This window comes from Saccharopolyspora sp. NPDC003752 (assembly GCF_053605825.1).
Genome location: NZ_JBSGJZ010000054.1, coordinates 31,692 through 53,466, shown reverse-complemented (window position 1 = coordinate 53,466; position 21,775 = coordinate 31,692). Strand labels below are relative to the sequence as shown.

The 21,775-nt window shown below is 70.4% G+C and carries 19 protein-coding genes and 3 tRNA genes; 15 read left to right on the top strand and 7 right to left on the bottom strand.

Annotation, left to right across the window (positions count from 1 at the left end; translation table 11 throughout):
• The first annotated feature begins 8 nt into the window (after nucleotides 1-8).
• Nucleotides 9-743, top strand: a complete 735-nt coding sequence (locus tag ACWEV3_RS39230; protein WP_452618757.1) for a fumarylacetoacetate hydrolase family protein — start codon at nucleotides 9-11, stop codon at nucleotides 741-743.
• A 357-nt stretch (nucleotides 744-1,100) separates the two neighbouring features.
• Here the strand turns inward: ACWEV3_RS39230 and ACWEV3_RS39225 are convergent, their stop codons facing one another.
• On the bottom strand, nucleotides 1,101-2,330 hold the full coding sequence (locus ACWEV3_RS39225) for an FAD-dependent oxidoreductase (RefSeq protein WP_452618755.1): 1,230 nt from the start codon (nucleotides 2,328-2,330) through the stop codon (nucleotides 1,101-1,103).
• Nucleotides 2,331-2,433: 103 nt separating this feature from the next.
• Between ACWEV3_RS39225 and gltX the strand changes: the two genes are divergently transcribed.
• The 7 genes from gltX to ACWEV3_RS39190 all read left to right on the top strand — a co-directional run bounded on the left by gltX (nucleotide 2,434) and on the right by ACWEV3_RS39190 (nucleotide 7,633).
• Nucleotides 2,434-3,930 carry a glutamate--tRNA ligase gene (gene gltX, locus ACWEV3_RS39220; RefSeq protein WP_452618754.1) on the top strand — a complete coding sequence of 499 codons (1,497 nt, stop codon included), beginning with the start codon at nucleotides 2,434-2,436 and terminating at the stop codon, nucleotides 3,928-3,930.
• Between the two features lie 192 nt (nucleotides 3,931-4,122).
• Nucleotides 4,123-4,896 (top strand): HAD family hydrolase, encoded by a 774-nt coding sequence (locus tag ACWEV3_RS39215; RefSeq protein ID WP_452618753.1) that lies wholly within the window; start codon nucleotides 4,123-4,125, stop codon nucleotides 4,894-4,896.
• Nucleotides 4,897-5,071: 175 nt separating this feature from the next.
• Nucleotides 5,072-5,143 (top strand) — tRNA-Gln (locus tag ACWEV3_RS39210).
• Nucleotides 5,144-5,176: 33 nt separating this feature from the next.
• Nucleotides 5,177-5,249: transfer RNA gene (locus tag ACWEV3_RS39205), tRNA-Glu, on the top strand.
• Nucleotides 5,250-5,698: 449 nt separating this feature from the next.
• On the top strand, nucleotides 5,699-6,715 hold the full coding sequence (locus ACWEV3_RS39200; protein WP_452618752.1) for a GlxA family transcriptional regulator: 1,017 nt from the start codon (nucleotides 5,699-5,701) through the stop codon (nucleotides 6,713-6,715).
• Nucleotides 6,716-6,753: 38 nt separating this feature from the next.
• On the top strand, nucleotides 6,754-7,455 hold the full coding sequence (locus ACWEV3_RS39195; protein WP_452618751.1) for a DJ-1/PfpI family protein: 702 nt from the start codon (nucleotides 6,754-6,756) through the stop codon (nucleotides 7,453-7,455).
• Between the two features lie 105 nt (nucleotides 7,456-7,560).
• Nucleotides 7,561-7,633 (top strand) — tRNA-Glu (locus tag ACWEV3_RS39190).
• 670 nt (nucleotides 7,634-8,303) lie between these two features.
• Here ACWEV3_RS39190 and ACWEV3_RS39185 read toward each other — a convergent pair.
• Nucleotides 8,304-9,005 carry an IclR family transcriptional regulator gene (locus tag ACWEV3_RS39185; RefSeq protein ID WP_165968088.1) on the bottom strand — a complete coding sequence of 234 codons (702 nt, stop codon included), beginning with the start codon at nucleotides 9,003-9,005 and terminating at the stop codon, nucleotides 8,304-8,306.
• 88 nt (nucleotides 9,006-9,093) lie between these two features.
• Here ACWEV3_RS39185 and leuC point away from each other — a divergent pair, with 88 nt between their 5' ends.
• From leuC to ACWEV3_RS39170, 3 genes are all read left to right on the top strand, one after another.
• Nucleotides 9,094-10,497: a 3-isopropylmalate dehydratase large subunit gene (leuC, locus tag ACWEV3_RS39180; RefSeq protein WP_452618750.1), complete on the top strand. Its 1,404-nt coding sequence runs from the start codon at nucleotides 9,094-9,096 to the stop codon at nucleotides 10,495-10,497.
• A 26-nt stretch (nucleotides 10,498-10,523) separates the two neighbouring features.
• Nucleotides 10,524-11,126 carry a 3-isopropylmalate dehydratase small subunit gene (gene leuD / locus ACWEV3_RS39175; RefSeq protein WP_452618749.1) on the top strand — a complete coding sequence of 201 codons (603 nt, stop codon included), beginning with the start codon at nucleotides 10,524-10,526 and terminating at the stop codon, nucleotides 11,124-11,126.
• A gap of 232 nt (nucleotides 11,127-11,358) precedes the next feature.
• Nucleotides 11,359-12,018: an HU family DNA-binding protein gene (locus ACWEV3_RS39170; RefSeq protein WP_452618748.1), complete on the top strand. Its 660-nt coding sequence runs from the start codon at nucleotides 11,359-11,361 to the stop codon at nucleotides 12,016-12,018.
• A gap of 582 nt (nucleotides 12,019-12,600) precedes the next feature.
• Here the strand turns inward: ACWEV3_RS39170 and ACWEV3_RS39165 are convergent.
• The 3 genes from ACWEV3_RS39165 to cofC all read right to left on the bottom strand — a co-directional run bounded on the left by ACWEV3_RS39165 (nucleotide 12,601) and on the right by cofC (nucleotide 16,598).
• On the bottom strand, nucleotides 12,601-13,578 hold the full coding sequence (locus ACWEV3_RS39165) for an NUDIX hydrolase (RefSeq protein ID WP_452618747.1): 978 nt from the start codon (nucleotides 13,576-13,578) through the stop codon (nucleotides 12,601-12,603).
• 5 nt (nucleotides 13,579-13,583) lie between these two features.
• Nucleotides 13,584-15,863 carry an RNA degradosome polyphosphate kinase gene (locus tag ACWEV3_RS39160; protein WP_452618746.1) on the bottom strand — a complete coding sequence of 760 codons (2,280 nt, stop codon included), beginning with the start codon at nucleotides 15,861-15,863 and terminating at the stop codon, nucleotides 13,584-13,586.
• A gap of 114 nt (nucleotides 15,864-15,977) precedes the next feature.
• The gene (gene cofC, locus ACWEV3_RS39155; RefSeq protein ID WP_452618745.1) at nucleotides 15,978-16,598 is read right to left on the bottom strand and encodes a 2-phospho-L-lactate guanylyltransferase; all 621 of its coding nucleotides are present in this window, start codon (nucleotides 16,596-16,598) and stop codon (nucleotides 15,978-15,980) included.
• 136 nt (nucleotides 16,599-16,734) lie between these two features.
• On the opposite strand from cofC, the gene ACWEV3_RS39150 reads away from it, so the two are divergent.
• The 4 genes from ACWEV3_RS39150 (at nucleotide 16,735) to ACWEV3_RS39135 (ending at nucleotide 20,599) form a co-directional block, all read left to right on the top strand.
• Nucleotides 16,735-17,511: a lysophospholipid acyltransferase family protein gene (locus ACWEV3_RS39150; RefSeq protein WP_452618744.1), complete on the top strand. Its 777-nt coding sequence runs from the start codon at nucleotides 16,735-16,737 to the stop codon at nucleotides 17,509-17,511.
• The gene (locus tag ACWEV3_RS39145; protein ID WP_452618743.1) at nucleotides 17,498-18,505 is read left to right on the top strand and encodes an NAD(P)H-dependent glycerol-3-phosphate dehydrogenase; all 1,008 of its coding nucleotides are present in this window, start codon (nucleotides 17,498-17,500) and stop codon (nucleotides 18,503-18,505) included. Before ACWEV3_RS39150 ends, ACWEV3_RS39145 begins: the two co-directional genes overlap by 14 nt.
• An 89-nt stretch (nucleotides 18,506-18,594) precedes the next feature.
• Nucleotides 18,595-19,713, top strand: coding sequence for a cystathionine gamma-lyase (locus ACWEV3_RS39140; protein ID WP_452618742.1), 1,119 nt, complete (start codon nucleotides 18,595-18,597; stop codon nucleotides 19,711-19,713).
• 415 nt (nucleotides 19,714-20,128) lie between these two features.
• Nucleotides 20,129-20,599, top strand: a complete 471-nt coding sequence (locus ACWEV3_RS39135; protein ID WP_452618741.1) for a cysteine dioxygenase — start codon at nucleotides 20,129-20,131, stop codon at nucleotides 20,597-20,599.
• An 84-nt stretch (nucleotides 20,600-20,683) separates the two neighbouring features.
• On the opposite strand, the gene ACWEV3_RS39130 is transcribed toward ACWEV3_RS39135, so the two are convergent.
• Both ACWEV3_RS39130 and ACWEV3_RS39125 read right to left on the bottom strand, forming a co-directional pair.
• Nucleotides 20,684-21,109, bottom strand: coding sequence for a GNAT family N-acetyltransferase (locus ACWEV3_RS39130; protein WP_452618740.1), 426 nt, complete (start codon nucleotides 21,107-21,109; stop codon nucleotides 20,684-20,686).
• Nucleotides 21,106-21,768, bottom strand: a complete 663-nt coding sequence (locus ACWEV3_RS39125) for a pyridoxamine 5'-phosphate oxidase family protein (RefSeq protein WP_452618739.1) — start codon at nucleotides 21,766-21,768, stop codon at nucleotides 21,106-21,108. The genes ACWEV3_RS39130 and ACWEV3_RS39125 overlap by 4 nt, the downstream gene beginning before the upstream one ends.
• Nucleotides 21,769-21,775: the final 7 nt, after the last annotated feature.

Sequence of the window (21,775 nt, the reverse complement as noted above, 5' to 3'; positions counted from 1 at the left end):
TCGTCGCACTGGAGCCGGATCCGGCCGCACCGCAGGAGAAGGTGCTCGCGGTCGAGATCGACCAGCACCCGTTCGGCGACCCGACGTTCACCGGTCGCAAGTGGCCGATGGCCGATGTCCGGCTGCTGGCCCCGATCCTGCCCACCAAGGTCATCTGCGTGGGCAAGAACTACGCCGAGCACGCCCGCGAGATGGGCTCGGAACCGCCGGAGAACCCGGTGATCTTCATGAAGCCGTCGACCACGGTGATCGGTCCCAACGCCGCCATCAAGCTGCCGCCGAACTCCGAGCGGGTGGACTTCGAGGGCGAACTCGCCGCCGTCGTCGGGCAGCCGTGCAAGGACGTGCCGGAGGCGCGGGGCACCGAAGTGCTGCTGGGCTACACGATCGCCAACGACGTGACCGCGCGCGACCAGCAGCAGGCCGACGGGCAGTGGACGCGGGCCAAGGGCTACGACACGTTCTGCCCGCTGGGGCCGTGGATCGACACCTCGGTGAGCCCGGCGGACCTGGCGATCCGCACCGAACTGGACGGCGAGCTCAAGCAGAACTCGCGGACGTCGCTGCAGATCCACGACATCGCGGCGCTCGTGTCGTGGATCTCGCGGGTGATGACGCTGCTGCCGGGAGACGTGATCCTCACCGGAACCCCGGCGGGCGTGGGCCCGATGCAGGCGGGCCAGAAGGTCTCGGTCTCCATCGACGGCCTGGGCACCCTGACCAACCCGGTCCAGCAGGGCTGACGCCGGGGCCCCCAGGATCCGCAATTTCCATTGAGGTTTTTCCATCCTCGTTTTGCGTGGCGGTGCGGGTGGCGGAACCTCAGAGGCTCCCTGGTCTGTGGGTGCCCCTCCTGATGTATGCCCAATACACGGCGGAGGGGCCGTCCTCGCCGAGGGAACCCCGGAGGGGTGGGCACCGTGAACCCGCGGCGGTGCCAGTGTCGTAGGTGGGCTATGCGCCTGCGGCGCATGCGACACCCATCGACGTGTGGCTTTGCGACCCGCGGCTGCGGGCCGACCAGCCTTGGGACGGCCGCAATTTCCATTGAAATCGAAGGTCCGATTTCAATGGAAATTGCGGGGTCCGTGGCTCGGTCCTCAGCGGAGGGCCGCCTTGGGCGGGCGCTCGCGGACCGCGCCGTAGGCGAGGATGTACGCCGGGATCCTGCGCAGCCACGGGACGTTCGAGACCGCCCGCAGGGGCAGGGGCAGGCGCGCGGTGTCGCCGAAGTCGATTTCCCCGCGCAGCGCCGGGGAGATCACGTTCTCGTGGATCATCCGCTGCAGCCGCTGGATCAGCACCGTCGTCGGCCAGCGCCGCCGCTGCACCGCCGCGACGTGCCTGCGCTCCAGACGACCGTCGCGCAGCGGCCCGGCCAGGTGGCGGGCCGCCGCGACGGCGTCCTGCACCGCCAGGTTGATGCCGATGCCGCCGACCGGTGACATCGCGTGCGCCGCGTCGCCGATGCACAGCAGGCCCGGCACGTGCCACTTGCGCAACCGGTCCAGGGTCACGTGCAGCACCTTGACGTCGTCCCAGCTGCGCACCAGGTCCCGCCCGGCCAGCCACGGGAAGAAGCGGGCCAGGCGTTCGCCGAGCTCCTCGATGGGCCGGCTGCGGCCCTCCGCGTCGGTGCCCTTGCCGATGATCGACGCGACCTGGAAGTAGTCGCCGCGGTCGAACATGACGGTGAAGGTGCGTTCCCGGATCAGGCCGATGCCGCCCGCCGGATCGCCGGCCTGCCGCGGGACCCGGAACCACCGGACGTCCATCGGCGTCGGGAAGTCCTGCAGCCCGAGCTCGGGCATCTCGCGCACGAACGACTTCCGGCCGTCGCAGGCCACCGTGATGGTGGCGCGCAGCTCGCCGGTCTCGCCGTCGGCGGTGCGGTAGCGCACCCCGTTGACGCGGCCGCCTTCCCGGATCAGCTCCGTCGCCTCGGTGTTCATCCGCAGGGTGAACGTCGGCTCCTGCTTGCCCGCGTCGGCCAGCATGTCCAGGAAGTCCCACTGCGGGACCATCGCGATGTAGTTGTACTTCACCTTGAGCGCCTTGAAGTCGCCGATGGTGAACAGCTCGCCCGCCGGGCCGATCGGCAGCCGCACCTGGCTCAGGCGTCGCTGCGGGAGTTCGGCGAACCGCTCGGCCAGCCCCAGGTCGTCGAGGAGCTGCAGCGTGGTGGGGTGCACCGTGTCGCCCCGGAAGTCCCGCAGGAAGTCGCCGTGCTTCTCCAGCACGGTCACCTCGACGCCGGCCCTGGCGAGCAGCAGCCCCAGCACCATGCCCGCCGGTCCGCCGCCGATCACGCAGCAGGTGGTCCGCTCCATTGCGATCCCCTCCAGTATTTCAACGTGTGTTGAATAAGCTCAGGATGCCCTCCCCGGATGCGCCCGTCAACCGGCGACGGCGAGTGACTACGCTGGATGTGTTATGAGCACGCCAGAAGCCGCAGCACAAGCCGATGCCAGGACCGTTCGCGCCCGGTTCTGCCCCTCGCCGACCGGGACACCGCACGTCGGCCTCATCCGCACCGCCCTCTACAACTGGGCGTTCGCCCGGCACAACAAGGGCACCCTGGTGTTCCGCATCGAGGACACCGACGCCAGCCGGGACTCCGAGGAGTCCTACCAGGCGATCCTCGACGCGCTTCGCTGGTTGGGCCTCGACTGGGACGAAGGCCCCGAGGTCGGCGGCCCCTACGGCCCCTACCGGCAGAGCGAGCGGCGCGACATCTACGCCGACGTCGCCCAGCGCCTGCTGGCCGCCGGCGAGCTCTACGAGTCCTACTCCAGCCCGGAAGAGGTCGAAGCCCGCCACAAGGCCAAGGGCCGCGACCCCAAGCTGGGCTACGACAACTTCGACCGGGACCTCACCGACGAGCAGATCGCCGGCCACCGCGCCGAGGGCCGCAAGCCCGTGCTGCGCCTGCGGATGCCCGACCGCGACATCGCCTTCACCGACCTGGTGCGCGGCGAGATCACCTTCCCCGCGGGCAGCGTCCCGGACCCCGTGCTGGTGCGCGGCAACGGAGACCCGCTCTACACCCTCACCAACCCGGTCGACGACGCGCTGATGCGCATCACCCACGTGCTGCGCGGCGAAGACCTGCTGTCCTCCACGCCCCGCCAGATCGCGCTCTACGAGTCGCTGCAGCGCATCGGGGTCACCGACTTCACCCCCGAGTTCGGCCACCTGCCGTTCGTCATGGGCGAAGGCAACAAGAAGCTCTCCAAGCGCGACCCGCAGTCCAACCTGTTCCACCACCGCGACCGGGGTTTCCTGCCGGAAGGCCTGCTGAACTACCTCGCGCTGCTCGGCTGGTCCATCTCCGACGACCGCGACGTGTTCAGCCTCGACGAGATGGTGGACGCCTTCGAGATCGGTCGCGTCAGCGCCAACCCGGCGCGCTTCGACCAGAAGAAGGCCGACGCGATCAACTCCGCGCACCTGCGCGCCCTCGCGCCCGACGAGTTCGTCGACCGCGTGGTGCCCTACCTCGTCCAGGGCGGTGTGCTCCCGGCCGAGCCGACCGAGCCGCAGCTCGCCACCGTGCGCGCCGCCGCGCCGCTGGTGCAGGAGCGGCTGATCGTGCTCTCCGACGCCGTCGGCATGATGGCCTTCCTGTTCGCCGGCGACGACTTCGCGCCCGAACCCGCCTCCGCGGAGAAGGCCCTCGGCGAAGACGCCAAGCCGGTCCTGGAAGCCGCCATCAACGCCCTCGACGCGCTGCCCGAATGGACCACGGCGGCCATCGAGCAGGCGCTGAAGGACTCCGTCGTCGACGGCCTCGGCATCAAGCCCCGCAAGGCCTTCGCGCCGGTCCGCGTGGCGATCACCGGCCGCACGGTGTCGCCGCCGCTGTACGAGTCGATGGAACTCCTCGGCCGCGACATCTCCCTCGAACGCCTGCGCAAGGCCCTCGGCTGAGAAGCGGGTTTCCAGGGTCGTTCTGCGCGGCGCGACAAGCCGGCCTGCCGGCCTCTGAGCGGTCGGTCGTGAGTGCGAGAACACACCTCGCGCTCACGACCGCCGCCGCCAACCGGACTCAACCGAAACAGGCCAACAGGATCACCGTGTTGGCCGAGTCGGACGCAGCGGGTGAGCGCCTAGCCTCTCGGGGTGACATCCGCGCCTGAAGCACCGACCACCCACGAACTCGGACAGATCAAGGCGGTCTGCCTCGATTTCGACGACACCCTGCTCGACAGCGGACGAGCGGCGCGGCACAGCCTGCGGGAGCTCGTCGGCAGCGACCGTGCCTGGCCGGTGTGGCAGCGCACCACGGACCAGCACTACGCGCGGTACGTCACCAACGAGGTCGACTTCGACGCGATGTGCGTCGAACGCACCCAAGCGTTCTTCGCGGCCTTCGGCGAAAAACTCGACACCGCCGAAGCGGCGCGCCGCGAAACCCTGCGAATGGCCGCCATGCAGCGCGCCTGGGCCCTCTACGACGACGCCTGGCCGTGTCTCGACTGGCTCCGCGCCAGCGGTCTCCGGCTCGCCGTGATCACCAACGCGCCCAGCGCTTACCAGCGCAAGAAGATCGCCGCCGTCGGCCTCGCCGACGTCTTCGACGAACTGATCATCTCCGCCGAGATCGGCGTCGCCAAACCGGACCCGCGCATCTTCCGCACCGCCTGCGACGCGCTCGGCCTGCGCCCCGAAGAAGTCGCCCACGTAGGGGACAAGCTCGACATCGACGCCCTCGGCGCCGCCCGCGCCGGCCTGCACGGCATCTGGCTCAACCGAGGCGGCAACCAGGACCCGGCCGCGAACGTGCCGACCATCGCGGGCCTCCACCAGCTGCCCGAACTCCTCATCGCCGACCTGCCCGCCGTCCCGGCCCCCGCGCAACCACCGCGCCGGACCGCCGAGCTGGTCGGCCGCTGACCCTGCCGCCGGGCCACTGCAGCCGCTGCCACCTGCGACGATCCCCAAAAGAGGGGGGCGATTTCCGGGCCTCTGAAGGGATGGTCTAATATTCTTACCAACGCGGAGGGCAGCGGCCCGGGGCCCGAACTTCTCCCAGAGGAGATCGGAAAACCGAGCTGGCCATCCGGCACCATGGGGTATGGTGTAATTGGCAGCACGACTGATTCTGGTTCAGTTAGTCTAGGTTCGAGTCCTGGTACCCCAGCGAGCTGGTCACCTCGTGACCACTCAACAACGCGGTCCCGTCGTCTAGCGGCCTAGGACGCCGCCCTCTCAAGGCGGTAGCGCGGGTTCAAATCCCGTCGGGACTACAAGGGTGGGAGGGCCCTGTCTACGCTTCGCGTAGACAGGGCCCTTTTCGTTTTTTTGATTGGGGGGCCGAGCCCCCCATGCCCCCCACGGTGCGGGGGTTGCTTTTTGTGGGCTCCATCGCTTTTCGTGGGGTACCCGGCCTGGGTTGCCGACCAGCCAGAAGACACAACCTCATCTGGGCCTTTGGAGCCGGGTTGCTTCTATCCGGGCCTTCGGAGTTGGGTGGCCCTGCGCTTCGCTTGGGCGTTTGGGGGTGGGTGGCCCTGCGCTTCGCTTGGGGGTTGGGGTGGGCCTTCGCTTTGCTTGGGCTGTTGGGGTGGGTCTGGGCTTTGGTTGGGCTTGCTTGGGGGTTGCTTTGTTGGGGTTGGTTGCTTGGGCTTTGTTTGGGGGGTTTTGGTTGCTTGGGGTTTGGGTGGGTTGTTCTTTTTTGGGGCGGTAGCTTTTTCTTGTGGGTCTTGGTGGGGGGCTTGGGCGTCGCTTTGTCGTTGTTGCTTATGACGGGGCTCAGATCCTTGATGTCGCTTGTCCTTTCGGGGCTTTGGAGGTTGCCAACTCCCGTGGGGCCTCTCCTCCTTACGTCGTCGAGTTGGCCACCGTTTCCGGGGCCGGGGCGCGTAGTTCTTCCGGGGTCGTCGTTGGGGGCGCTCGGCGCTTGGCCTCCTTGACCGGGGAGGTCGACACCCTGCTCGTTGTTGGTGGGGCCGGGACTCGGGCTGCGGCCACCGATCAGCGACTGCTGGGGCAGGTTCGGCGGTTGGCTCAGCGGAGCCGGCGGATCGCTTCCGTTTGCACCGGCACCTTCGTGCTGGCCGCCGCCGGATTGCTCGACGATCGGCGGGTCACCACTCACTGGGGGTACGGGGCATCCCTCGCCGCCGAGTTTCCCTCCGTGACCGTGGATCCCGCTCCGCTGTACATCCGGGACGGCAACGTCTACACGTCCGCCGGAGTCACCAGCGCACTGGACCTCACGCTCGCTCTGATCGAGGACGACCACGGCCCGACCTTGGCTCGTGAAGTCGCCCGCGAACTCGTCACCTACCTGCACCGTCCGGCCGACCAGGCGCAGATCAGCACCTTCCTGGCCGCTCCGCCGCCCAGCAACCGGCTGGTTCGGGACCTGCTCGCGCACATCACCGCCAACCTCGCCGACGATCTGAGCCCTTCCGCGCTGGCCGCACGCGCCGGAGTTACCAGCAGGCACCTCAACCGGCTTTTCGCCACGCACCTGGGCACCACTCCGGCACGCGCGGTGCGGGTAGCGCGGACCGAGGCCGCCGCGCAGCTGGTGCGGGCCAGCGAGCTGTCGCTGGCCGCTGTCGCGCGCCGGTGCGGGTTCCGGTCGGCGACGACGCTGCGCCAAGCCTTCCTCGACCACTACGGGGTCAGCGGGGACAAGATTCGCAGGATGCCGGACATGCCGCGTCCGCTCGACCCGGAAACCGCCAAGACTCCCCGGGCATGAGGAGTCAACCAACGACCCGACGGACAGTGCTCGCCGGCATGGCTGCCGTCGCCGCGTTCGGCATCCCGGCCGGCACCGCCGTCGCGGAAGGCAGTGGCCCGCGGATCGGAATCCTGCTCTACGACGGCTTCAGCCTGCTGGACCCCACCGGTCCGGCCGAGCTGCTGTCCCGGCTGCCCGGCGCGACCGTGACGATGATCGCCGAGCGCCGCGGCCCGGTTCGCACCGACACGCGCCAGATCTCGGTGGTGGCCGAGCAGTCGATCGCGGAGGTGGACCGGCTGGACGTGCTGCTCGTCCCGGGCGCCGGTGAGCGCGGCACGGTCGCCGCGATGGAGAACCCGGCTCTGATCGACTGGATCCGCCGCGTGGACCGGCGCACGACGTGGACCACATCGGTCTGCACCGGCTCGCTGATCCTCGGCGCGGCCGGTCTGCTCCGCGACCGCGCGACCACGTACTGGGCGTCGGCGAGCTACCTGGAGAGCACGTTCGGCGTGAAGTACGTGCCGGAGCGGTACGTCCAGGTCGGCAAAGTCATCACCGCCGCAGGCGTTTCGGCGGGCATCGACATGGCGCTCTTCCTGGCCGCCCGCCTCGCCGGCGACGAGATCGCCCGCGGCATCCAGCTCGCCGTCGAGTACGACCCGCACCCGCCGTTCGATTCCGGCAACGCCGCCACCGCGAGCCCGGAGCTCAAGGAACTCGCCCTCCGGCTGCTCGCCGAATCGCAGAAGTAGCTCGTCAACGCCCCGGAAGCGACGCCTCCGGGGCGTTGGGCACCGCTTGCCGGGGGTGGGTGTTCGAGGTGATTCCGGGGTGCTGTAAAGTTCTTCTCGTTCCAAGGTCCCGTCGTCTAGCGGCCTAGGACGCCGCCCTCTCAAGGCGGTAGCGCGGGTTCAAATCCCGTCGGGACTACAAGGGTGGGAGGGCTCCATCTGCGGAAGGCGCAGATGGGGCCCTTTTCGTTTTTTGATTGGGGGGCCGAGCCCCCCATGCCCCCCACGGTGCGGGGGTTGCTTTTTGTGGGCTCCATCGCTTTTCGTGGGGTACCCGGCCTGGGTTGCCGACCAGCCAGAAGACACAACCTCATCTGGGCCTTCGGAGCCGGGTTGCTTCTATCCGGGCCTTCGGAGTTGGCTAGCCCTGCGCTTCGCTTGGGCCTTCGGAGTTGGGTGGCCCTGCGCTTCGCTTGGGCGTTTGGGGGTGGGCGACCCTGCGGTTCGCTGGGGTTCGCCCTGCGCTTCGCTTGGGCTGCTGGGGTGGCCCTGCGCTTCGCTGGGGGTTTGGGGTTGGTTCGTCCTGTGTTCGCTTGGGTCGGTTTGCCGTCGTCTGCCGGTGTGATCGTGGCCGAGTTGGGGCTGTGGCTTCCTCGGCCTTCCGCGGCTTTCCGTGCGATCGTTGGGCGTTGTTGGTTCTGCTTCAGGTTGGTAGTGGGTGGGAACCCGTGCTGCTCGGGCACCTTCGCTTGTGCCGGGGGCGGGATGCCTTCGGCTTTCTTCTTTGGGGGCCGGTGGATGTCGCGCCTCTCCGCTGGTGGGGCGCGTGGGTTTTGGCGATGCGGGCCGTTGGCCCGCATCGCTCGGGTTCACAGGCGGTTTTGGAGGGCGTCCGCCGCCGCCAGCAGGTCCGCCGCCCAGCGGGCCCCCGGGCGCCTTCCCATCCGGTCGATCGGGCCCGAAACCGATATGGCCGCCACGACGTTGCCCTGGGTGTCCCGGACCGGCGCCGAGACGCTCGCCACTCCCGACTCCCGCTCCGCGACGCTCTGGGCCCAGCCCCTTCTCCGGACCTCCATCAGCGTTCGTTCCCCGTAGACCGCTTCCGCCAGGACCGCGCGTTGGGTCGCCGGGTCGGACCAGGCCGCGAGGACCTTCGCCCCCGAGCCCGCCGTCATCGACAGCGCCGTGCCCACCGGGACCGTGTCCCGCAGGCCGCTCGGCGGTTCCGCCGTCGCTATGCACAGGCGTTGCATTCCGTCCCTCCTGTAGAGCTGGACGCTTTCGCCCGTGACGTCCCTGAGCTTCGGTAGGACCGTCGCCGCCGCCTCCAGGAGCGGATCCACCGCTCCGCCCGCCAGTTCCGCCAGCGCCGCACCCGGGCGCCAGCGACCGTCCGAGCCCCTCCGCAAGAGGCGGTGGACCTCCAGGCCCACCGCCAGGCGGTGCGCCGTTGCCCTTGGCAGCCCCGTGCGGCTGCACAGTTCGGCCAGGCCGCAAGGTTCGGCCGCTACCGCCTGGAGGACGGCCACTGCCTTGTCCAGTACTCCGATGCCGCTATGCTGTCCCACGTACCGATACTAACTTCCCGGCATCTGGGAAGTCCACTCTGTGGGAGAGACCCGATCCGGGTCTCGGCAGGCTCGACTGGGAGCAGCGATGGGAAAAACGCTCGCGGAGAAGGTTTGGGAAGCGCACATCGTGCGCCGTGGTGAAGGGCACGAGCCAGACCTGCTCTACATCGATCTCCACCTGGTGCACGAGGTCACCAGTCCGCAGGCATTCGAAGGGCTCCGGCTGGCCGGGCGGCCCGTCCGGCGGCCCGACCTGACGCTGGCCACTGAAGACCACAACGTGCCCACCACCGGCATCGACCTCCCGATCGCCGACCCGGTGTCGCGCACCCAGGTCGACACCTTGCGGAAGAACTGCGAGGAATTCGGCATCCGGCTGCACCCGATGGGCGATGCCGAGCAGGGCATCGTGCACGTCGTCGGGCCGCAGCTCGGGCTGACGCAGCCCGGCACGACCGTGGTCTGCGGCGACAGCCACACCTCGACGCACGGTGCGTTCGGCGCTTTGGCGTTCGGCATCGGCACTTCCGAGGTCGAGCACGTGCTGGCCACCCAGACCCTGCCGCTGAAGCCGTTCAAGACCATGGCCATCAACGTCGAGGGCACGCTGCGGCCGGGGGTCACCAGCAAGGACGTGATCCTCGCCGTCATCGCGAAGATCGGCACCGGCGGCGGCCAGGGCTACGTCCTGGAGTACCGCGGCGAGGCGATCCGCAAGCTGTCCATGGAAGCCCGCATGACGGTCTGCAACATGTCGATCGAGGCGGGCGCGCGGGCCGGCATGATCGCGCCCGACGAAACGACTTTCGCCTACCTGAAGGGGCGGCCGCACGCCCCCGAGGGCGCGGATTGGGACACCGCCGTCGAGTACTGGCGGACGCTGCGCACCGACGACGACGCCACATTCGACGCAGAAGTCACGCTGAACGCCGACGAACTGACCCCGTTCGTCACCTGGGGCACCAACCCGGGGCAGGGCCTGCCGCTGGGCGAGCGGGTGCCGGACCCGGCGGAGATCGCCGACGAGGGCGCGCGGTTCGCCGCCGAGAAGGCCTTGGCGTACATGGGCTTGACGCCCGGGACGCCGCTGCGCGAGGTGTCCGTGGACACCGTCTTCCTCGGTTCGTGCACCAACGGTCGGATCGAGGACCTGCGCGCCGCCGCCGAGGTCCTCAAGGGCCGCAAGGTGGCCGCGGACGTGCGGATGCTCGTGGTGCCCGGCTCGATGAAGGTCCGCAAGCAGGCGGAGTCCGAGGGGCTGCACGAGGTTTTCACCGCGGCCGGGGCGGAATGGCGTTCGGCCGGTTGTTCGATGTGCCTGGGCATGAACCCGGACCAGCTGACGCCGGGCGAGCGCAGCGCGTCGACCTCCAACCGCAACTTCGAGGGCAGGCAAGGCAAGGGCGGCCGCACGCACCTGGTCTCCCCGCTGGTCGCCGCCGCCACCGCCGTGCGCGGAACCCTGTCCTCCCCCGAAGACCTGAGCTGAACCACATCCCACCAGGAGCAGTGACGATGGAACCGTTCAAGACGCACACCGGGGTCGGCGTCCCGCTGCGCCGGTCCAACGTGGACACCGACCAGATCATCCCGGCCGTCTACCTCAAGCGGGTTTCCCGGACCGGGTTCGAGGACGCCCTGTTCGCCGCCTGGCGCGGGGACGAGGACTTCATCCTCAACCAGGAGCCCTTCCGCGCCGGCAGCGTGCTGGTCGCCGGGCCCGACTTCGGCACCGGGTCGTCGCGCGAGCACGCCGTGTGGGCGTTGAAGGACTACGGCTTCCGGGTGGTCATCTCCAGCCGTTTCGCGGACATCTTCCGCGGCAACTCGGGCAAGCAGGGGCTGCTGGCGGCCCAGTGCGAGCAGTCCGATGTGGAGTTGCTGTGGAAGCTGCTGGAGAGCGAGCCGGGTACCGCCGTGACGGTGGATCTGGAGCAGCGGACGGTGCAAGCCAAGGACCTCACGGTGCCCTTCAGCATCGACGACTACACGCGCTGGCGGCTGCTGGAAGGGCTCGACGACATCGGTCTGACCCTCCGGCACGCCGAGACGATCGACACTTTTGAGCAGGCCCGGCCGAGCTTCAAACCGGCGACCCTGCCCGCCCACCAGGGCTGATCGAGGTGCCTTTCGGGGGCGAGTTTTTCCTGTTGTGAAAGGAAAAACTCGCCCGCCGAGGGACAACTGAACAGTTGCTCCAGGAGCTCTGCGGACCCCGTTGCCCGGACGCGAATGCCCACGCCCCAACGAAAAAATGAGGCGTGGCGAATGGCATTTGTTTGTCCGGGGCTTTACCGTTGACATTGAGTCGGCCCAACGGGGCCGTTGTTGTGTCCTGGGAGGGACTGAAGTGAACAAGGCCCAACTCATCGAGGCTCTGGCAGAACGCCTCGGAGACAAGAAGACCGCCAGCCAGGCTGTGGAAAGCGTTGTGGACATCATCGTTCGCAACGTCAACAAGGGCGAAAAGGTCAACATCACCGGCTTCGGCGTTTTCGAGAAGCGGGCCCGCGCCGCACGCACCGCTCGCAACCCGCGCACCGGTGAGAGCGTGAAGGTCAAGAAGACCAACGTCCCCGCCTTCCGCGCCGGCACCCAGTTCAAGGAAGTCGTGGGCGGACAGCGGAAACTGCCGCGCGCCACCACGGCGAAGGCGGCCACCACCCGTGGTGCCACCACGAAGACCGCGGGCGCCGCCAAGGCCGCCGCCGGTACTCGCGCCAAGGCCGCCACCACCACGCGTGCCGCCGCGACGAAGACCGCGACCCGCGCCACCACGGCGAAGGCGACCGCCACCAAGGCCGCCCCGAAGCGGACCGCCACCAAGGCGACCACCGCCAAGGCGACCCCGGCCAAGGCGGCCCCGGCGAAGTCCACCGCCAAGGCGACCCCGGCCAAGTCCACCGCGAAGCGGGCGACGACGGCCAAGGCCGCCACGAAGTCGACGGCCAAGACGACCCGTCCGGCGACCAAGAAGGCGACGACGACGCGCAAGTCCACGAAGAAGTGACTGCTCGCTGCTGCAGCGAGCACCAGTGGACCGAGCGGGCGGCGAGATGACCCGGCAAGGGGTCACCAGCCGCCCGCTCACGGCGTTCCCCGGTCGTCCGGTCATCGCCCCGACGTCAGGCGATGCCCGGAAAACCGCTTGAGAAGGCCGTGACCGCCGGGGCGCCGGCGTTCGCACAGATTCACCCGTGGACGGCGCGCAACGTCCACACGGCGCGATCAGCGCCGGACAGCGCCCGCGCAGCACACCACCGGCCCGGCCGGTTCGGTGCTGGTGCGGTCGCGGTCGTCAGTGGGAGCCGGGGCGTCGGCGGATCATTCGCCGGCACCGAATTCGCCGACGCATCCGTCTCCTGCACAGCCTGGTTTTGCTCTTGAAGCGGCGCGGCCGCTTGGCTCACCTGCGCGGCTTGCACCGCTGCGGGTTCTCAGGCTGTGCCCGCCCTTCTGGGCTACTGGGCGAGGCCAGTCCCCGAAGCCGCGCATTGGTCACGCAAGTCGGGGATCCCGGGGTCCAGACGGCGTCTGTAACTCCCGCAGGGCCGCCACTGGCGCCGCCACGCAAGAGGAGCAGAACAGGCTCTCAGGCCAGCGGGTCCGCGAGGTAGTCCGCCGCGGCCAGTCGCAGCGCCGGGGCGCTGCCGTTCCCGCAAGACCGGTCCCGGGCGAACGTCAGCGTCCAGACGCTGCCCTTCCGGCTGGCCACCTCGCCGAGCGACAGGTCGGCGGAATCGGCCAGCCGCGCCACCAGGTCCGGGATCACGCCGCCCTGGCTGCACACCACCGCCGTGCCGGGGCCGCCGGCCACCCTGCGGAGCACGTCGGCGGCCGCGTCCGGATCGCCGAGATAGCCCTCTTCGGAAAAGAGCGGCTCGGTCGCAATCCCGATTCCGAGGTCCGCCGCGATCGGCGCCACCGTTTGTTCGCAGCGCAGTCGCGGCGCGGAATAGATACGGGCGGGACCGAACAACGACAACAGCGAATGCAATGCGTCGCGCTGCCGCTGTCCGGCTTCGGTGAGCGGGCGCAGGTTGTCGTCTCCGGTCCATTCGGACCTTTTGCCTGCTTTCGCGTGCCGCACCAGCAACACGGTCGCGGATTCGGCGGGCGACTCCTCGAATGCGTCGAGCACCCCGGCGTCGTGCGGATAGCTCAGCAGCTCCCGAGCCCGGCCGGTGGGCAGCCAGCGCAGCTCGTCCACTTCGTCGTTCGGCGTGAACGCCCCGTCGCCGGCCCGGGCTGTGAAGTAGTCGACGACCTTCGGGGCCCGGCCGCCGCCGGCCACCGGCACCGAGTAGTCCACCCGGGTCAGGAATCGCGACAGCACGCAGGGAAACCCGGTCTCCTCGGCCACCTCGCGGACCGCCGCGTGCGCGGGCAGCTCGCCCGGGTCGAGCTTGCCCTTCGGCAGCGACCAGTCGTCGTAGCGGGGCCGGTGCACCAGCGCCACCTCGGTACCGCCGGCGCCCGCGCGCCACAGCACGGCGCCGGCCGCCCGGACCGGTGCGGACGCTTCTTCGTCGATTCCGCCGGGCACCGGCTGGTTCTCGGTCGTGCTCATCTTCCTCAGGACACCTTCGCACCGTGCATGCGCAGCATTTCCACCTGGTGATCGCGGACCTGCTCCCCGCTGCGCGGCGACGCCTCCCAGTCGCCCTTCGCGTTGAGCACCCAGCAGCGGGTCGCCGGGTGCAGCGCCGAATCCAGCATCGCGTCGAGCTGGCGGGTGAGCTTCACGTCGGTCACCCGGACCTGGGTTTCGATCCGCCGGTCCAGGTTCCGGTGCATCATGTCAGCGCTGCCGAGCCAGTGCTCGTCGATGCCGACGAAGTGGAACACCCGGGAATGCTCCAGGAAGCGGCCCAGGATCGAGCGCACCTCGATGTTCTCGCTGAGCCCCTCGACACCGGCCTTCAGCGAGCAGATCCCGCGCACCACCACGCGCACCGGCACGCCGGCCAGCGAAGCCCGGTAGAGGGTGTCGATGATCTGCTCGTCGACCAGCGAGTTCACCTTCATCCTGATGCCGCACGGCAAACCCCGCCGGGCCCGCTCGATCTCGTCCTCGACGCGCTCCACGATGCCGTTGCGGATGCCTTGCGGCGACACCAGGATCCGGCGGTACTCGCCGTGCCGGGCGTAGCCGGTGAGCACGTTGAACAGGTCGGTGAGGTCCGCGCCGATCTCCGGCGAGGCGGTCAGCAGGCCCAGATCCTCGTAGATCCGCGCGGTCTTCGGGTTGTAGTTGCCGGTGCCCAGGTGGCAGTAGCGGCGGATCGTGGAACCCTCCTGGCGCACCACGAGTGCCGTCTTGCAGTGCGTCTTCAACCCCACCAGGCCGTAGACGACGTGCACGCCGGCGCGCTCCAGGGTCCGCGCCCACTGGATGTTGGCCTGCTCGTCGAACCGCGCCTTCAGCTCCACCAGCGCCACCACCTGCTTGCCCGCCTCGGCGGCGTCGATGAGCGCGTTGACGATGGGGGAGTCGCCGGAGGTCCGGTACAGCGTCTGCTTGATGGCCAGCACGTGCGGATCCGCCGCGGCCTGCTCGATGAACCGCTGCACCGACGTGGAGAACGAGTCGTAGGGGTGGTGCACCAGCACGTCGCCCTCGCGCAGCGTGGAGAAGATGCTCTTCGGCGTCTGCCCTTCGGCGAACGCCGGGTGCGTCGCGGGCACGAACGGCGATTCCTTGAGGTCCGGGCGGTGCAACCGGTCCAGCTGGAACAGGCAGGACAGGTCCAGGAGTCCCTTGACCTCCACCACGTCGTGCTGGTCGACCTCCAGCTCGCGCAGCAGGAGTTCGAGCATGTTCTCGCTCATCGTGTCGGTCACTTCCAGCCGCACCGGCGGCCCGAAGCGGCGGCGCGCGAGTTCCCGCTCCATGGCCTGCAGGAGGTCTTCGTCGCGGTCCTCCTCGACCTCCAGGTCGGCGTTGCGGGTGACGCGGAAGATGTGGTGCTCGGCGACCCGCATCCCGGGGAACAGCTTCCCGAGGTGCGCCGCGATGAGTTCCTCCAGCGGCAGGAAGGTGGCGTGCTCGTTCTCCCGGTCGGTTTCGACGCGGATCAGCCGCGGCACGTTGTCCGGCACCTTGACCCGCGCGAAGCGCCGCAGCCCGGCGTCCGGGTCGGCGACGGTGACCGCGAGGTTCAGCGACAGCCCCGAGATGTACGGGAACGGGTGCGCCGGGTCGACCGCCAACGGGGTAAGCACCGGGAAGATGTGGTCCTCGAAATAGCGGGTCAGCCTGTCCTGGTCGGCGGTTTCCAGCTCGGCCCAGCGCAGGATCCGGACGCCGTGCGCCGCCAGTTCCGGCAGCAGCTCGTCGAGGAAGACGCGGCTCAGCTTCTCCATCAGGTCCTGGTTGCGGGCGGCGATCCGCACCAGCTGCTCGTGCGGGGTGAGCCCGTCGGCGCTGCGCACCGAGAGGCCGGTCTCCTCGCGGCGCTTCAGCCCGGCGACCCGGACCATGTAGAACTCGTCCAGGTTGGACGCGAAGATCGCGAGGAACTTGGTGCGCTCCAGCACCGGCTGCGACTGGTCCTCGGCGATCGCCAGCACCCGCGCGTTGAAGTCGAGCCACGACAGTTCGCGGTTGAGGTAGCGGTCTTCGGGCAGGTCGGTGGTGGCCGCCGCGCGGGTCACCGCGGGCGGGGCGGAGGGCACCCGGGCACCGTCGGCGGTGGCGCGGTCGGCGGTCGCCGGCGCCTCGGCAGCGACCGGGTTTCCGACGCGTCCGGCCGCGCGAGGCGCGCGACGCGTCCGGCCGCTGGAGGTCCGCTTGGCTGGCGGCTTCGGGATCCGGTCGCTGCTGTCGGTGCTCACCCTCCCATTGTCGCTCATCCGGGCGGTTCTCCTCGACTTCTGAGGTGCGCGTGTGATGTTCACGGTTGTGGATGAACATTCACGTACGAGCCGCTGAACGCCGCGTCTCTCGCGGCAGCTCGGAGGGCGCCGTCACGACACCCTGCGGGCCGTGTGCGGGCCGAGGCCGAGCGCCGCCGCGGCGGCCAGGTCGGCCTCCGTGTCGACGTCGCAGCGCAGCGAGTCCCACTGCCCGAGGAGCGTTTTCGCCCCGGAGTCGGCGTGCGCGTCCGCCGAGCCGGGACCGAACCGGGGCGCGAGCGGCCCGCCGGGCTCCGCCAGCAGCAGCGTGGTGCCGGTGCCGTGCCGGTCCGGGCAGAACGAGCGGTCGTCACCGGCGGCGGCGATCGCGGCGGCGAGCTCGGCGGGGCGCAGGGCGGGCAGGTCCGCCTGCAGCGCGCCGACCCGCGTCGCGACCCCGCGCCGCCGCAACTCGGCGTCGCCGTGCCGCAACGCGGCGTTCAGCCCGGCCGCCGGGGTGTCCGGGAGCACCTCGACGCCCTCGGCGGCGAACGTCTCGGTGAGCGTCGGGTCGGAGGTCACCACGACGACTCCGGCGACACCGGCCGCCCGGCGCGCGGCCGTCACTGTGTCCAAGGCCACGGCCGTGACCAGGTCGGCGTGCGCCGCGCCCCGCTCGGCGGTGCCCAGCAGCCGCGACTTCGCCAGGTGCAGCGGCTTGATCGGCACTATGAGGTACAAACCTGCGGTCACGTCTGCCATCTTGCCGTCGCGCGGCCCCGGACCGGCACCGCTCCGGCGGCATCCGGCTTCCGCCGTGCGGGATGTCCGGCGACCCGGCCCGGCAGGTAACTTGTCGGGGCGCTTGCGACCAGTTGAAGGAGATGCCGTGGCGGAACCGAAGAGCCTCCGGCGCCAGCGGAGGCAGACCAGCGAAAAGGCGCAGGGCATGGGCAAGTTCTGGCTCGGCCTCGCCCGCGGTGTGTTCTACCCGTTGACCGCCGCGCTGGCCCGCACCAAGGTGACCGGGCTGGAGCGCATCCCCGCCGAGGGCCCGGCGCTGCTGGTGTTCAACCACGTCTCGCACCTGGACCCGATCTTCGACGCCGTCACCGTGCACCGGGCCGGCCGGGTGCCGCGGTTCCTCGCGAAGAACACGCTCTGGAACGTGCCGGTGCTCAAGAGCGTCCTGGTGGGGGTCGACCAGATCCCCGTCTACCGCGGCACCGCCGACGCGCAGAAGAGCCTGCAGGACGCGCACAACGCGCTGGAGCGCGGCAAGGCGATCGTGATCTACCCCGACGGCACCATCACCAAGGACCCGGACGGCTGGCCGATGACGCCGAAGGTCGGGGTGGCGCGGTTGGCGCTGGCGCACGACATCCCGGTGATCCCGGCCGCCCGGTGGGGCACCCGCGATGTCTACGACCACTACAAGAAGCGGTTCCGGCCCTTCCCGCGCAAGACCGTGGAGCTCGTCTTCGGCGAGCCGCTGGACCTGTCGGCCTACCGCGGCATGGAGCACGACACGCAGGCGCTGCGCGAGGTCACGCAGCTGGCGATGACCCGCGTGCGGGAACTGCTCGGCGAGATCCGCGGCGAGCAGCCGCCCGCCGACTTCTACAGCAGCGCCCGCAAGAGCCGGGGCGACGATGGCGCGGCCTGAGCGGATCACCGTCCTCGGCGCAGGATCCTGGGGCACCACGTTCGCGAAGGTCCTCGCCGACGCGGGCAACGACGTCGTCCTGTGGGCGCGGCGCGCGGAGGTCGCCGCGGAGATCAACGAAACTCGCTGCAACGCCGCGTACCTGCCGGACATCCGGCTGCCGTCGACGTTGCGCGCCACCGAGGACGCCGCCGAGGCGGTGCACGGCGCCGGCGCGGTGGTGCTCGCGGTGCCCAGCCAGACGTTGCGCGAGAACCTCGCCGGCTGGCAGCCGCTGCTGCCGCCGGAGGCGACGCTGGTGAGCCTGGCCAAGGGCGTCGAGCTGAGCACGCTGAAGCGGATGAGCGAGGTGATCGGCGAGGTCGCGGACGTGCCGATGGAGCACGTCGCGGTGGTCTCCGGTCCCAACCTGGCCAAGGAGATCGCCGCCGAGCAGCCGACCGCGACCGTGGTGGCCTGCCCGGACCACGACCGGGCCGTCGCGCTGCAGCACGCCTGCTCGACGCCGTACTTCCGGCCCTACACCAACACGGATCTCGTCGGCATCGAGATCGCCGGGGCGTGCAAGAACGTGATCGCGCTGGCCTGCGGGATGGCCGCCGGGCTGGGCTTCGGGCACAACACGATGTCCTCGCTGATCACCCGCGGCCTGGCCGAGACGACCCGGCTCGGCGTCGCGCTGGGTGCCGACCCGATGACGTTCGCGGGCCTGGCCGGGCTGGGCGACCTGGTCGCCACCGCCATGTCGCCGCTGTCGCGCAACCGGACCTTCGGCGAGCGGCTGGGGCGCGGCGAAACGCTGGCGCAGGCGCAGGAGGCCGCGCACGGGCAGGTGTCCGAGGGCGTGAAGTCGTGCTCGTCGATCCGCCAGCTGGCGGCGCGGCACGGCGTCGAGATGCCGATCACGGACGTGGTGCACCGGGTGTGCCACGAGGGCCTCGCGCCCGCACCCGCGGCCGCCGAACTGCTCGGCCGCGAGCGCAAGCCGGAGTGACGGGCGGCTAGGTCGTGAGCGATTGTGGTCGCCGGAGCGGCCATCACCACTCACGACAACCGTTACCGCGAGGGGGCGCCGAACTCGCGATGGGAGAACTTGTGAGCACATCGGATCTTGGCGACGGCACGCGCTGCGTGCGCGGCGGGCACCCGGAGCCGGCCGGCGGGACGCCGCTGCTGCCGGGCCCGGTCTTCGCCGCGCCGTTCCACCTGGGCGAGGACGTCCAGGCCGCCGATTTCTACGGCCGGGCGGGCAATCCCACCTGGCGGGCGCTGGAGTCGGCCATCGGCGACCTGGACGGCGGGCACTGCGTCCTGCTGCCATCGGGCATGGCGGCGATCAGCACGCTGCTGCGCGCGGTGCTCCGCCCCGGCGACGCGCTGATCCTGCCCGGCGACGGGTATTACGCGACGCGCCAGTTCGTCCGCGACGAGCTCGCCGAGCTGGAGCTGGACGTCCGCGAGATCGACACGCCCGGCCCCTGGCACGACGACGTCTTCGCCGGGGTTCGCCTGGTGCTGCTGGAATCCCCGTCGAACCCGGGGCTGGACGTCTGCGACATCGCCGAGCTCGCGGAGCGCGCGCACGCGGCGGGCGCGCTGCTGGCGGTGGACAACACGACGGCGACGCCGCTCGGGCAGCGGCCGCTGGCGCTGGGCGCGGACGTCGTGGTGGCCAGCGACACCAAGGCCCTGTCCGGGCACAGCGACATCCTGATGGGGCACGTGTCGGTCCGCGACGAGGAGCTGGCGCAGCGGCTGGTGCGGGCGCGGACGCTCTCCGGCTCGATCCCCGGCCCCTTCGAGACCTGGCTGGCGCACCGCAGCATGGGCACGCTGGACCTGCGCCTGGCGCGGCAGGCCGAGAACGCGGCGGCGCTCGTCGAGGCGCTGCGCGAGCACCCGGCGGTGTCCGGGCTGCGCTGGCCGGGGTTGCCCGGCGACCCGTCGCACGAGCTCGCCCGGCGGCAGATGCGCCGCTGGGGCGGGGTGTTCCGGTTCGAGCTGGCCGATGCGCGGGCAGTCGAGGAATTCGTCCGGCGCAGCGAGCTGGTCGTGGCGGCGACGAGCTTCGGCGGCCTGCACAGCACGGTCGACCGCCGGGCCCAGTGGGGCGACCCGGTGCCGGAGGGCTTCGTCCGGTTCTCGGCGGGCTGCGAAGACCCCGCCGACCTGGTCGCCGACGTCCTCCAAGCCCTGGCGTAGCCGCTTTCCGGCCCCGCCTCGCGCCGTTGTTTCGGTGAGGTGAACGGCCTGTTCGTCTCGTCTATCGAGGTGAACAGGCCGTTGACTTCGCAGCACCCCGCGAGGTACGCCGCTGTGCAGAGTGAGTCGTCAGCCTCTGCGGCCGCTCCAGTGCTTGCGGGCGGGATTCGTCACCGTGGTGTGAGATCTTGCGGGTTCGAGTTGACGCGGGTCCCCGCGGACTGGTTCAGTTCTCCACGTGTTGCTGCGTGCTATGACCGATCGACGGGGTCACATCGACCTGCGCCGCGTCGCCAGCGCGCTCTGTCTGTGTTCTTCGTGTTGATCGTTCTCCCGTAATTCCCGGGCGTTTCCGGGCGCGCACGCACGCGCGCCGACGGCCCGGGGCTCATCACGATCCCGAAGGACATCCGCCGTGTTCGCCGTTCCGCCGAATACCCTTGCCGCACCTGCCGATCTCTCCATCGCGCACCCGGTCCGCATCGCCCGGGAACTCGCCGCCGACCGCGGCTCGTGGACGCACCTGCTGCGCTACGACCCGGACCAGCGCTGGTCGGGCCTGCTCGCGCGCACCGAGAGCTACGAGGCGTGGCTGCTGAGCTGGCTGCCCGGCCAGCACACCGAACTGCACGACCACGGCGGCGCCACCGGCGCCTTCACCGTGATCACCGGCAACCTGACCGAGCGCGTCGTCCAACCCCGGGGCGCCGAGGTGCTGCACCCGTTGACCGCGGGCCAGTCCCGCGTCTTCGGCCCGAACTACGTGCACCAGGTGCACAACAACGGACCGGACCCCGCGGTGAGCGTCCACGTCTACCGCCCGGCCCGGGCCGGGATGACCCTCTACACCCACGACCCGGTCACCGGCCTCCACCAGGCGCGGTGACGCGCGCGGGGCACCCGGGGGACCGGGCGCCCCGCGCCGCAACGGCTTTCGCGCCGTGTCCACAATCGACCCGGCCGCGGGGACTCAGTCCCCGGGCGCGGGTTTCGAGAAGTGGAAGGCCGCGATCGCGAATCCCGTCCCGAGGTAGCGGCGGTGCGCGTCGTGGCGGTGCGTGCCCGAATCCAGGTGGATTTCCCCGATTCCGAGTCTGCGCGCCTCCGTGTCGATCCAGTCGAGCAGCGCCTTCGCGTGCCCCTGCTTCCGGGCCGTCGGCAGGGTGACGAGGTCGTCGACGTACAGGTAGCGGCCCCACGCGAACGACCGCCCGGTGCGGAACCCGGCGACGGCGGCGACCTCGCCGTCGCCGTCGAGCGACGCGATCAGCCGGTAACCCGCCGCCCGCTGCTGCTCCGCCTGCGCGCGGAACTCCTCCGGCGAAGCCAGATCCGGGCGCAGCTCGCGGAGCACCGGGTAGGCGGGCTCGACGTCTTCCAGTTCCACGACGCTCATGCCCGGTACTGCCGCTCGCCGACGTGCCGCGGCACCTCGAACCCCGCCGGCAGGTCCGGCGCGGATTCCGGCGCACCCCAGTGCATGCGCAGCGGCAGCACCCCGGCCCACGCCTTGCCCGCCTCGACGTCCTCGGTGTCGTCGCTGGGGCCGCCGCTGCGGACCTTCACCGCGGCTTCGGCGAGGTCGACGGCGAGAACCGCCGTCGCGGCCAGCTCCCGCTTGTTCGGCTGCCGCGCGTGGTCCCACGAACCCGGCGCGAGCTGTTCGGTGATCACCCGCAGCGCCCGCAGCTTCTCGTCGTCGTCGACGACGTTCCGGGCGCGCCCGTGGATCATCGCGGAGCGGAAGTTCACGGAGTGGTGGAACAGCGAGCGCGCGTAGACGATCCCGTCGAGGTGGGTCACCGTGACGCACACCTCGACACCCTCGGCGGCCTCCCGCAGGCTGCGCGCGCCGGTCGAGCCGTGCACGTAGAGCGTGTCGTCGCTGCGTCCGTAGCCTGTGGGCACGACCCGGGGCGAGCCGTCGACCAGCAGGCCGAGGTGGCAGATCAGGCCGTCGTCCAGGGCGGCGTGCAGCTCGCTGCGCTCGGTGCGGGCCCGGTCGCTGCCGCGGCGGATGGTGGTCCGTTCGGTGGTGGAGAGCTGTCGGGTCACGAGGGAC